The sequence below is a fragment of the Terrabacter sp. FW104-15G4B genome (assembly GCF_058790095.1).
On record NZ_JBYTCI010000053.1, the window covers coordinates 1 to 11,375 of the forward strand.

The following is an 11,375-nucleotide window of genomic DNA, read 5'->3' on the forward strand; positions in this document are numbered from 1 at the left end:
TCTCACCCCGGCCCCCGCCCTGCACAGGGGAGGCTCGACCAGGGCGACCCCGTCGGCGATGACCTGCGTCAGAAAGGTGATGAGGTCACGGCGGCGCCTGGCGGGGTCGACCGCATACGTCGACTGGTCGTCGGGGCGCTCGCGAACCCGCAGCCCCTCCTCGACGATCTCACGGTGCGCCGGCCAGGCGTCCATGGCCCATCGGCCCGCGCCGGACTTGGAGGTGGGCGTCCCGGTGACGAGCAGGTGCACGAGCCGAGGCGCGCCGAGGGCGCCCCACTCGGCGGCCTGGGGCAGCGACGCCTCGCGCGGATGGTGCTGCATCGCCCCGAGCTGCGAGCGCCAGTAGGTGTCGAGACTGTGGCGCGTCGCCTCGTGCAGGGCGGCGTCGTCGCTCCAGATCTCGAGGTCGCGAAGGTCCTTGCCGCGCAGCGTGATCCCGTGGTCGCGCAGCTCCCGCCAGGTGATGTCCGTGACGTCGCAGTGGGTGCCGATGTCGAACCACTGGTGCAGCACGCCCGGCTGCACCGGCACCCCGTGAGGGCTCCCCTCCAGATCGGCCTCGACGACGTAGAAGCCGTCGTAGTCGGGCGTCGGCCAGCGGTTGCCCAGCTCGGCGTGCACCTGGCGCAGCACCTCGACCTCGGCCGCGGTGGGTCGCCGGCTCGTCACCGCGACGAAGTCGATGTCGCTGCCACCGTGGAACTCGCCGTCGAAGCCGATCGAGCCGTGCAGGTGCAGCCCATCGAGCAGTCCGGGCAAGCGGGCGTCGAGCAGCTCCAGGTGCGCGCCGCAGACCGCCCGCACCACGCCGGGCAGCGCGTCGGCCTGCGGCCTCGCCACGTCGCTCAGACCGCCGCCGCGCCGAACATGGCACGTGAGGCGAGGGCCTCACGCAGCTCGGCGTCGGCGTCCACGAGCGAGCGGTGGACGGCCGGCGTGAGGTCGTCGCGGGCGATCGCCTCCGCGCTCAGGCGCGCCGTCTCGTCGGTGAAGACCTGGGGGAACGACACGAGGACCACCCGAGACAAGGCGTCCTCGCCCACCCAGGCGCTCATGGCCGGTACCTCGGTGAAGTAGCGCGGCACGTAGTCGGCGACGAGTGCGTCCTCGGGCGCCGACCAGAATCCGCGCGCGAGGTGCACCATCTCGTAGTTGGAGCGGCCCTGCCGACCGGTCAGCTGCTCCCACGCCCACGCCTTGGCCTCGGTGTCGGGCAGGCTCGCGCGGCACATGAGCGCGTTCAGGCCACCCTGCAGCGTGTCGTCCTTGGCGCGGAAGGCCTCGACCTCGGCGACGCCGATGAGCCCGCGCGCCGCGAGGTTGCGCACGACGATCCAGCGGAAGTCGCCGTCGTCCTCGAGGCCGGCCGGCAGGCCCTGCCCGTCGGCCCAGTCGCGCAGCAGGACGTCGTCGTCGCTCGTGCCGGCCACGAGCCGGGCAGCGGCCAGCGACTCCGTCGTGCCGGGCACGGCCTGCTCGAGCAGCGTGGCACCGGCGCGGTTGAGGCGAGCCAGCGCCGGCTCCTGCTCCTGGCGCGGCACGAAGTAGGGCACGACACGGTGCTCGGCATAGGCCGCGACGCGGGTCAGGATGGAGGAGTTCGTCTCGTGCGGCCAAGCGGCGTCGAAGACGTCGAGGAAGTCGTCCGGCGAGACCGTCGCGCCGTGCACGCCGTCGATGAGCGAGGACCACACGACCGCGCGCGCCTGCTCGTCCGGGATGAGCGCGAGCTGCGTGGGCAGCGCTGCAACCGTTGCGTCGGAGAGGCGTACGCACGCCCATGTCAGGTCGGACGCGTTGGGCACGAGCACGGCCGGCTCGGGGGTGCCCTCGAGCTCGGCGAGCGTCGTCGCCGCACCCGTCACCGTGGCGGCGACCCGGCCGAGCTCGCGCCCGTCGGTCCACCCGGCCACGTCGAAGGCGTGCGGCCGGTCGGCGGGTCGGTCAGTGGGCGACTCGCGCCTGACGACCGCGGACTCGATGACCCCGCCCTGCTCGTCGACGTCGACCGAGAGCGTGTCGCGATCGGCCGTGAGCAGCCAGGCCCGTGACCACTCGCCGAGGTCGGTGCCGCTCGCGGCCTCGATGGCGGCGAGGAAGTCGGCGAGCGTGCCGTTGCCGTAGGACTTGTCGGTCAGGTACGCGCGGACGCCCGCGAGGAACTTGTTGTCGCCGACGTACGCGATGAGCTGGCGCAGCGTGGCCGCGCCCTTGGCGTACGAGATGCCGTCGAAGTTCTGCAGCGCGCTCTGCGCGTCGAGCGCCTCGACGCCGGCGACCGGGTGCGTCGACGGGGAGCGCTCCGCGCCGTAGCCCCACACCTTGCGCACGATCGAGGAGTCGACCCACGCGTCGGTGTACTGGGTCGCGTCGACGAGGCAGCGGTGGCTCATGTACTCGGCGAACGACTCGTTGAGCCAGAGGTCGTCCCACCACTTCATCGTCACGATGTCGCCGAACCACATGTGCGACATCTCGTGGCTGACCGTGTTGGCCCGGGTCAGCAGCTCGTCGCGGGTCGCGGCGCCACGGTAGAGGTACTGGTCGCGGAAGGTGACGCAGCCGGGGTTCTCCATGGCGCCGGCGTTGAACTCCGGCACGAAGACCTGGTGGTACTCCCCGAACGGGTAGCGGATGCCGAAGAGCCCGTGGAAGTAGTCGAACGACCGCTTCGTCACGTCGAACAGCTCGGCCGCGTGCCGCTCGAGCGGCTCGCGCAGCGACGCCCGCGCGTGGATGCCCAGGGGTATGCCGTCGTGCTCGTCACGCAGGGAGACGTAGGGTCCGGCGCACACCGTCATGAAGTACGTCGCGAGCGGCTTCGTCGTGGCGAGCGTCCACGTGCCGGCTGCGGTCTGCGTGGCCGCGCCGTTGCCGATGACGGTCCAGTCGAGCGGGGCGTGGACGGTGACGTCGTAGGGCGCCTTGAGGTCCGGCTGGTCGAAGCAGGCGTAGACGCTGGGGGCCGCGTCGAGGAAGAGGTGGCCGTAGACGTAGTCGCGGCCGTCGGCGGGGTCGGTGGCGCGGTGCAGGCCCTGCCCGTCGTGGCTGTAGGCCATGGTCGCGGCCACGACGAGCTCGTTGTCGGCGGCGAGGTCCGGCAGCGGGAGGCGCCCGTCCTCGACGTCGGCCGGGTCGAGCGGCCTGCCGTTGAGCGAGACGGCGTCGACCGAACGGGCCTTGAGGTCGACCCACGACCCGGCGCCCGGTTCCGCGCAGGTGAAGCGCACGACGGCCCGCGAGCCGAACACCTCCGAGCCCTGGTCGAGGTCGAGCTCGACGGCATACGACGTGACGGTGATCAGCGAGGATCGCTCGCGGGCTTCGGCCAGGGTGAGACTGCGCATGGGTCCGAGCCTGCCAGATGAACCGGGATGCCCGCGGGCGGGATCCCCGGGCAGATGCCTGCGGGCGGCGCCCCGGGGCCGTCAGGCAAGCGTCAGCGGTGGAGCGGGCCGCCCGCCATGCTCTCGAGACGGGCGATGCGCTGGTCCATCGGAGGGTGCGTCGACAGGAACCGCGTCACGTCCTGGGCCCGGAAGGGGCTCGCGATCATCATGTGGCTGGCGTTGACGATGTCCTGCGAGGGGGCCAGCGGGGCCCGGGCCACGCCGGACTCGAGCTTGCGCAGGGCCGACGCGAGGGCGAGGGGGTCGCCGGTCAGCTTGGCGCCGTCCTCGTCTGCGTCGTACTCGCGGGTGCGGCTGATCGACATCTGGATCATCATCGCGGCCATCGGGGCGAGCAGGCTCATGGCCAGCAGGGCGAAGGGGTTGGGGCGGTCCTCGTCGGAGCCGCCGCCGAACATGCTGCTGAACATCAGCATCTGGCCGATCGAGGTGATCACGCCCGCGATGGCGGCCGCGACCGAGCTGGTGAGGATGTCGCGGTTGTAGACGTGCATCAGCTCGTGACCCAGCACGCCGCGCAGCTCGCGCTCGTCGAGCAGCCCCAGGATGCCCTCGGTGCAGCAGACGGCGGCGTTCTGCGGGTTGCGGCCGGTGGCGAAGGCGTTCGGCGCCTGGGTGGGGCTGATGTAGAGGCGCGGCATCGGCTTGCCGGCGGCCGTCGAGAGCTCACGCACGATGCGGTACATCCCCGGCGCCTGTGCCTCGGAGACGGGGTAGGCGTGCATGGCACGGATCGCGAGCTTGTCGCTGTTCCAGTAGCCGTAGAAGGTCGTCGCGACACCGATCAGCGCGAAGAGCCAGATGAAGCGTCCCCCGCCGACGAGCGCGCCGAGCCCGAGCAGCAGGGCCCAGATGCCGCCGAAGAGGGCAGCGGTCTTGAGCCCGTTGAAGTGCTTGTGCATGACCGATGAACGACCGGCTCGTGACGCGCGTTCCCGCTGGACCTGCGCTGCGAGTGCGCTGGGGAATAGCTGTGACGCAGATCTCCCACGACATGTCGTTGAAGCCGCAACTTGACTACTACAGACGGTAGTAATTTGACCATGTTGGGCAACCCGACATCCCCATCGATGGAAGAAGCGAATGATGCGCAAGACACTCGACCGGTTGATCTCGTGGACAGGCCTGGTCATGGCCGTCGTGCTCGCCGTGGCCGGCGCGCTGCTGATCTACGCGAGCAGCTTCGTCGCCAGCAACGTCAAGGAGCAGCTGAGCCAGCAGAACATCACGATGCCGACGGCGGCCGCCCTCGAGACCCAGGACCAGAAGGACGCGCTGCTGCAGTTCGCCGGGCAGAAGATGGAGAACGGCGCCCAGGCCAAGGCGTTCGCCGACCACTACATCCTCGTGCACATGAACACCCAGTCCAACAACAAGACCTACTCCGAGGTTTCCGGCGAGTACCTCAAGGCCGTCAAGGACCCCAACGCCGACCCCAAGACGGTCCAGGCGCTGGGTGAACTCCGCCAGAGCCTCTTCATGGGGAACACGCTGCGCGGCCTGCTGCTCAACGCCTACGCCTTCGGGACGATGGGCACGGTCGCCCTCTATGCAGGCATCGGCGCGTTCATCGGAGCCGCTCTCCTGCTCGTGCTGGCGCTGCTGGGCCTGCGCCACGCCAAGACCGTCGAGGACTCGGCCACGGACGCAGCGGTCTCACCGCGGACGGTGCCGCAGACCGCCTGACGCGGCCTCCACCCCGGCCGGCCGACGACGACCCCGAGGCACGTTGCCTCGGGGTCGTCACGTCAGCCGAGCAGGCGCAGCACGAGGTCGGGCTGGACGCTGACGACGACGAGGACGGCGGCGGCGACGACCAGGCCCGCGAGCAGCACGACCGGGCGTCGCGCCACGGGCGGCGTGACGTCAGCGGTCCCAGCGGTGTCCGGCGTCGCCGGCGTCACCGCCGGGGCGGTGATGACGGCGCGCAGCCAGCGCAGGTAGACGGCGACGCCGACGACGGCGTTGATCGCCGCGACGACGGCCAGCCACACCCAGCCCTCCGCGACGACCGGCCGCAGGGCCGTCACCTTGCCGACGAGGCCGATGACACCGGGCGGGAGGCCGGCGAGCGAGGTCAGCGCCAGTGCCAGCGCCCCGGCGCGCCACGGGCTGCGCTGCCAGAGCCCCTCGTAGGCGGCGATGGACCGCCCGCCCCGCGGCCGCTCGGCCACCGTGACTGCCACGACGGCGAACGCGACGAGGGTCGCGACGACGTAGGTGAGCAGGTAGGTGGCGCTGGCTGCGACCCCGAGCGCGGAGATGCTGACGAGCGGCAGCACGACCCAGCCGGCCTGGGCGACCGTCGACCACGCGAGCAGGCGCACGACGTCGTCCTGGCGCAGGGCCATGACGTTGCCGAGCGTCATGCTGAGGGAGGCGAGCACCGCGATCGACAGCAGCGCAGGCGTGCCGAGCACGGCCACGGCCCGCAGCACGACCAGCAGGGCAGCGAGCGCGGCGACCTTGGAGACCGTCGCGAGGAAGGTCGCGACCGGCACCGACGAGCCGGCGTATGCCGTGGGCGTCCACGCGTGGAACGGCACGAGTGAGAGCTTGAAGCCGACCCCGGCGATGAACAGCACCGTGGCCAGGGCGATGACCCCGGCGGACACGGAGGGGAAGACGACGGCGGACGGGGCGCCCGACGCCGTCGAGAACGCTCCGCCCGACGACAGGGCCGCGTCCGGGGTCAGGAACGGGCTGCCGGTGGCCGCGAACCACAGCGCGACCCCGAGCACGAGCAGGGCGAAGGACACCAGGGACGTCACGAGGAGCTGGGTGGCTCCCGCGACCGCCGACCGGCGCCCGGAGTGGGCGACCAGCGCGATGATCGGCAGGGTCGCGAGCTCAAGGGCGATGAGCCAGGTGCCGACGTCGCGGCTGGCCGCCACGACGACCGTGCCGGTCAGGGCGGCGAGGAGCAGCACCGCCTCGACCGGCTCACGCGTGGTGTCGGTGGGATGCCGGCGACGGGTGCGCGGCCAGGCGAGGGCGATGCAGACGGCGGCCGAGACCGCGGCCGCGAGCTGCAGGGTGCTGCCGAGGGCGTCGGCCTGCCAGAGGCAGGCCTCCGGCAGTCCCTCGACGGCCGCGAGCGCACCGGTGCCAGCAGCCCGTCCGGTCAGGCAGAAGCTCTCCCGGGTCGTGCCGCCCCCCAGACCCAGCCCCGGCACGGCGGCGATCGCCGATCCGACGGAGGCCAGCGCAGCGACGGCATAGGGGAACCGCCGAAGGCGCGGGTCGACGAGGTCGGCGACGAGCACGAGCACGAGCCCGGCGATCGGCAACAGGGCCGGCAGGAGCACGGCATAGTCGATGCGAAGGTTCGTCACCGCAAGCCCCCCAGCCCGGACAGCAGCCCGGTCGTCGCGGCGTGCGACAGCTCGAGCAGCAGCCGCGGCAGCACGCCCAGCGCGACGATGACGACGACCAGGGTCAGCACGACGGCCCAGCGGGTCCCGCGCGCGTCGGCGACCGCCACGGCCGCCGTGCCCTGCGCCGCGTCGCTGCCCTCGCCGGCCCACACGATCCGGGCGACCCGCAGGGCATAGGCGGCAGCGATCGCCAGGCCCACCGCGCCCAGCACGACGCACACGCGCATCAGCGCGGCGGGGCGGCCGGGGGCGGGCGACCACGCGGCATACAACGCGAGGAACTCACCCCAGAAGCTGACGAGCCCCGGCAGGCCGAGGGCGGCAGCCAGCCCGAAGACGAGGGCCAGGCCGAAGCGAGGGGACCTGTCGCGCAAGGCCGCCCGCGCGACGTGGAGGTCGGAGGAGCCCCACTGCTCCTTGAGGTCGCCGACGACGAAGAAGAGCAGCGCGGCGACGACGCCGTGCGCGATGTTGCCGAACAGCGCCGCCTGCAAGCCCGTCTCGCTGCCCGAGGCGATGGCGAGCGCGACGAAACCCATGTGCGCCACCGAGCTGTACGCGATGAGCCGCTTGAGATCGCGCTCGACGAGGCAGGCGAGGCCTCCCCAGAGGATCCCGACGACGCCGAGCAGCGCGAGGGCCGGGCTGAGCTCGGCGACACCCCGGGGGACAGTGGCGACGGCGAGCCGGACGATGCCGTAGGTGCCCATCTTGAGCAGCACCGCGGCCAGCAGGACGGAGCCGGCCGTCGGCGCGATGGTGTGCGCCGAGGGCAGCCACGTGTGCAGCGGCCACAGCGGGACCTTGATCCCCAGCCCGAGGAGCAGCAGCGCGGCGATCGCCACCTGCAGCGACCGCGACAACCCGGTGCCGTGGCGCTCGGTGAGGAGGCCGAGGTCGCTCGTGCCCTGGTTCTGGACGAGAAGGAGGATGCCGACGAGCATCAGGGTTGAGCCGAGCACCGTGAAGAGCACGAAGCGTCCGGCCGCGTCGGCGCGCGTCTCGTCGGGCACGTGGTCGTCGCCGAAGCGGCGCACCAGCACCCACATCGGCACGAGCACGACCTCGAAGGCGATGAAGAAGAGGATGGCGTCGCGGGCCAGGAAGGTCGCGAGCGCCCCGGTCTCGACGAGGAGGATGCAGCCGAGGAAGGTCGACCCGGTGCCGCCCTTCGGGATCGGCCCGGAGAGGGCGTGCGCGACGACGGCGACCGTGAGCAGCGCCGTCAGCAGCACGAGCGCGGCCGAGATGCCGTCGACGCCGAAGTGCCACCGGACGCCGAGCGAGCGGATCCACGGCACGTCGACCTCGTGCCGACCGGCGACGACGACGACCGCGAGCACCGCTGTGACGACAGTGGATCCGAGGGCGATGCCGCGCTCGACCCGCGACTCGCCGGGGATCGCGATGAGGGCGATCGCCGCGAGCAGGGGCAGCAGGAGCATGAGGGTCAGCGCCACGCGGTCACCCCCAGGACGGCGACCAGCACGGCACCGACGAGCAGGCTGAGCAGCGACAGGGACGGGACGGCGCGGTGGCCCCGCTCCCCCGCCCGTCCGGCGGCCCGTGCCACGACGGCGGTGGCACGCGGGTAGGCGTCGACGACGTCGCGGTCCAGCGCCACGACGAGACGTGCGAGCGCCGTGACCGCCCGCCCGAAGCCGACGTATGCCGTGTCGACCCCGAGGCCGCGCACCGCCGGCTCGCGCACGCGCTCGGGAATGCGGTCGGCGACGTCGACCCGGCCCCGGTTGCTGATGGTCCACACGGCATACGCCGCTCCGGCGATGAGCAGGACCGACAGCAGCGCGCTGAGAAGGCCGACGTTGACGCCGCCGCGGATGCTGGTGAGGAAGAGGACGCCGACGACGGTCAGGGCGGCGAGGACCGAGACGACGAGGGCGGCCGGCAGGGTGATGGCGGCGTGCCCGTGGGCGTGGACCCGCTCGACCTCGGCGTCGTCGGCGCTGTCGGTGGTGGTCACGACGGGCAGGCGCTCCTCGGCGACGACGGCGGGGTGCGGGTCGGGCAGGGCGCCGGTGGCTGCCACCGGGGTGTCGAGCAGCAGCCAGGCGCGCGTGCAGTAGGCGGCGGTCAGCACGACGGTGACGAAGAGGGCGACGACGACGAGCCAGGCGCGCAGCCCGCCGCCGCTCGTGGCGCCGTCGAGGGCCGCGTCGATGACCGTCTCCTTGGTGAAGAAGCCGACGAGCGGCGGCACGCCGGCCAGCGCCGCCAGCCCGATGCCCATCGACCAGCGCAGGGCTCCGGTCGGGCGCAGCCGGCCGCGCAGGGCCGCGAGCGCTGTCGCGCCGGCGAGCACCGACAGCCAGCCGGCGCCGAGGAAGAGCAGCGACTTGAAGAAGGCGTGGCCGATCAGGTGCGAGATGCCGGCGCCCGGCCCGAGCTCGGCCGGGGCGGCGGCGAGGGCGGAGAGCATGATCGCCACCTGGCTCAGCGTCGAGTAGGCGAGCATCCGCTTGAGGTCGGTCTGGGCGACGGCGAGCAGGGCGGCATAGACCATCGTCACGGCGGTCAGCACGGCCAGCAGGGTGCGGGAGCCGTCGTGGTGGGCGTAGAGGGTGAAGAGGCGGGCGATGACGTAGGTGCCGGCGGCAACCATCGTGGCGGCGTGGATGAGGGCGGAGGCGGGCGTCGGGCCCTCCATGGCGTCGGGGAGCCAGTCGTGGAAGGGCACGAGACCCGACTTGCCGGCGACGCCGATCACGACGCCGACGAGCCCCACCGTCAGGAGCGTCTCGCCACCCGTGGCCGTGAGCACGGACATCAGGTCGGTGGAGCGGGCCCGCACCGAGAGGGCCACGATGCCGACAACCATGCCGATGTCGGCCACGCGCGTGACGAGGAACGCCTTGTACGCGGCCCGCCGGGCCGCGCGCCGCTCGCTGTCGTGGCCGATGAGCAGCCACGAGCACCAGCCCATGACCTCCCAGCCGGCCAGCATGAGCAGGAGGTCGCTTGACTGGACGAGCAGCAGCATGCCGGACGCGAACAGCGAGACCGTCGCGGCGAACTGGCCGTAGCGCGCGTCGTCGCGCAGGTACCACGCCGTGAAGACCTGGATGCAGAGCACGACGACGGCCACCACGAACGACGTGAGGCCGGAGACCCGGTCGGAGAGCAGGTGGAGCGGCACGGCGAGGTCGCCGAGCGGCAGGGGGCCGACGGTGCTGATGTCGGCGGCGCGCGACGGCGCCACCCACTGGATGAGACCGAGCACCGTGACGAGGGCCGACACCGAGACCGCGACCCCGGTGGCCAGGACTCGCTCGCGACGGACGAGCAGCCCCACCAGGGCTGCGACCGCCGGGAGCACGACGATCATCCGGACGACCCAGCTCACGGGGCGCCCTCCGCCGTCGTGGCCGGTTCGCGGGCGACCGCGCCGCGCGGCTCGTGGTCGCCGTCGCTGTCGATGCCGAGCTCGTCGTCACCGTGGTCAGCGGGCGCGTCGTCGACGAGGTCGGGCACCGCCGTCAGGTCGATGTGCCCCGTGCGGCGGAACATCACGAGGATGATCGCGAGCGCCACCGTGATCTCGGCAGCGGCGATGGTGATGACGAAGAGGGCCAGGACCGGTCCCGCGGACAGCGGCGACGCCGAGCGGGTGCCGGCCGTGATGAGGAGCAGATTCGCGGAGTTGAGGATCAGCTCGACCCCGATGAGCACGAGCACGGCGTTGCGGCGGGCAAGCACGCCGTAGACCCCGATGCCGGCGAGCAGGACCGCGAGCGCCGCCGGGAGCGTCAGGTGGATCATGCGCGCTCCCCCGCGCCGGCGTCGCCGCGGTGCAGGACGAGGCGCGACACGGCGAACGCCCCGATGAGGGCGACGAGCAGCAGGACCGAGAGCAGCTCGAAGGGCCAGACCCATGTGCCGAAGATCGCCTGGGCCAGCTGGGGCGTGGTCGAGGCGCGGGTGTCGAGGTCGGCCCGCGCGCCCGAGAAGAGGGGCAGCAGCAGCGCCGCGAGCAGCACCGTGGTCGCCGCACCGAGCACGACACCGGCGGCGCGCTGCCACCACGGCGTGTCGATCTCGGCGTGAGGACCGATGGGGGCCCGGGTCAGCATGAGGGCGAAGAGGACGAGCACGACGATGGCACCGACGTAGACGAGCAGCTGCACGAGCCCGACGAGCTCCTGCCCCAGCACCAGATAGGCGCCGGCCAGCGACCCGAGGGACACCAGGAGCCAGAGGGCGGCGTGCACGACGTGCTTGGTCGTGACCGACAGCAGGGCCGAGAGCGCGGTCACCAGCCCGACGCAGGCGAAGACGATGTCACGGCTCGTCACTCGCGCTCCTGCTCGTCGGTAGAGACCGTGGGCAGCACCTGCGTGGAGTCGCCCTGCGCCGAGGCCTCGTCGGCGGCTGCCTCGGCCCGCGCGCCGTCGGCGGGCAGGACCGCGGTCTGCCCCGCTCCGGGCGGCTCGCCTGCCTGCCGGGCAGCCGGCATCACCCGCGTCTGCTCGGCGGCCGGGGCCTTCTGCTCAACCTGCGGCCGCACGCGCGTCGGCCGCGGCGGCCGCGTGGCAGCCGCCCCGGCCCCGGCAGCTCCCCGGGGCGG

At 72.6% G+C, this 11,375-nt stretch carries 9 protein-coding genes and 1 pseudogene; 1 reads left to right on the plus strand and 9 read right to left on the minus strand.

Translation table 11 applies throughout. From position 1 onward, the window contains the following. The 3 genes from AC3WRT_RS20230 to htpX form a co-directional block, all read right to left on the minus strand. Positions 1-843, minus strand: an 843-nt coding sequence (locus AC3WRT_RS20230) for a hypothetical protein (RefSeq protein ID WP_492725148.1), incomplete at its 3' end; no start/stop codon positions are given. Between the two features lie 5 nt (positions 844-848). Next, entirely contained in the window at positions 849-3,350 is a 2,502-nt protein-coding gene (gene pepN, locus AC3WRT_RS20235) for an aminopeptidase N (protein ID WP_492725149.1), read from the minus strand. A 92-nt stretch (positions 3,351-3,442) separates the two neighbouring features. Beyond that, positions 3,443-4,315 carry a zinc metalloprotease HtpX gene (gene htpX, locus AC3WRT_RS20240; protein WP_492725151.1) on the minus strand — a complete coding sequence of 291 codons (873 nt, stop codon included), beginning with the start codon at positions 4,313-4,315 and terminating at the stop codon, positions 3,443-3,445. Positions 4,316-4,499: 184 nt separating this feature from the next. On the opposite strand from htpX, the gene AC3WRT_RS20245 reads away from it, so the two are divergent. Continuing rightward, entirely contained in the window at positions 4,500-5,099 is a 600-nt protein-coding gene (locus tag AC3WRT_RS20245) for a hypothetical protein (protein ID WP_492725153.1), read from the plus strand. Between the two features lie 62 nt (positions 5,100-5,161). Here the strand turns inward: AC3WRT_RS20245 and AC3WRT_RS20250 are convergent, their stop codons facing one another. The 6 genes and pseudogenes from AC3WRT_RS20250 to AC3WRT_RS20275 form a co-directional block, all read right to left on the minus strand. Further along, on the minus strand, positions 5,162-6,748 hold the full coding sequence (locus AC3WRT_RS20250) for an NADH-quinone oxidoreductase subunit N (RefSeq protein ID WP_492725155.1): 1,587 nt from the start codon (positions 6,746-6,748) through the stop codon (positions 5,162-5,164). Further along, entirely contained in the window at positions 6,745-8,250 is a 1,506-nt protein-coding gene (locus AC3WRT_RS20255) for a complex I subunit 4 family protein (RefSeq protein WP_492725157.1), read from the minus strand. The genes AC3WRT_RS20250 and AC3WRT_RS20255 overlap by 4 nt, the downstream gene beginning before the upstream one ends. After that, complete coding sequence (locus tag AC3WRT_RS20260) at positions 8,241-10,154, minus strand: NADH-quinone oxidoreductase subunit 5 family protein (RefSeq protein ID WP_492725159.1); 1,914 nt, start codon at positions 10,152-10,154, stop codon at positions 8,241-8,243. The genes AC3WRT_RS20255 and AC3WRT_RS20260 overlap by 10 nt, the downstream gene beginning before the upstream one ends. Further along, positions 10,151-10,570, minus strand: coding sequence for an NADH-quinone oxidoreductase subunit NuoK (gene nuoK, locus AC3WRT_RS20265; protein WP_492725161.1), 420 nt, complete (start codon positions 10,568-10,570; stop codon positions 10,151-10,153). Before nuoK ends, AC3WRT_RS20260 begins: the two co-directional genes overlap by 4 nt. Beyond that, positions 10,567-11,103: an NADH-quinone oxidoreductase subunit J family protein gene (locus AC3WRT_RS20270; RefSeq protein ID WP_492725163.1), complete on the minus strand. Its 537-nt coding sequence runs from the start codon at positions 11,101-11,103 to the stop codon at positions 10,567-10,569. Before AC3WRT_RS20270 ends, nuoK begins: the two co-directional genes overlap by 4 nt. Next, a pseudogene (locus AC3WRT_RS20275) lies at positions 11,100-11,375 on the minus strand (4Fe-4S ferredoxin); the annotation flags it as partial. The gene AC3WRT_RS20270 and the pseudogene AC3WRT_RS20275, both read right to left, overlap by 4 nt.

Coding starts and splice junctions, on each gene's coding strand:
- nuoK (WP_492725161.1), bottom strand. CDS start 10,570: ATGATCCACCTGACGCTCCCGGCGGCGCTCGCGGTCCTGCTCGCCGGC.
- htpX (WP_492725151.1), bottom strand. CDS start 4,315: ATGCACAAGCACTTCAACGGGCTCAAGACCGCTGCCCTCTTCGGCGGC.
- AC3WRT_RS20245 (WP_492725153.1), top strand. CDS start 4,500: ATGCGCAAGACACTCGACCGGTTGATCTCGTGGACAGGCCTGGTCATG.
- pepN (WP_492725149.1), bottom strand. CDS start 3,350: ATGCGCAGTCTCACCCTGGCCGAAGCCCGCGAGCGATCCTCGCTGATC.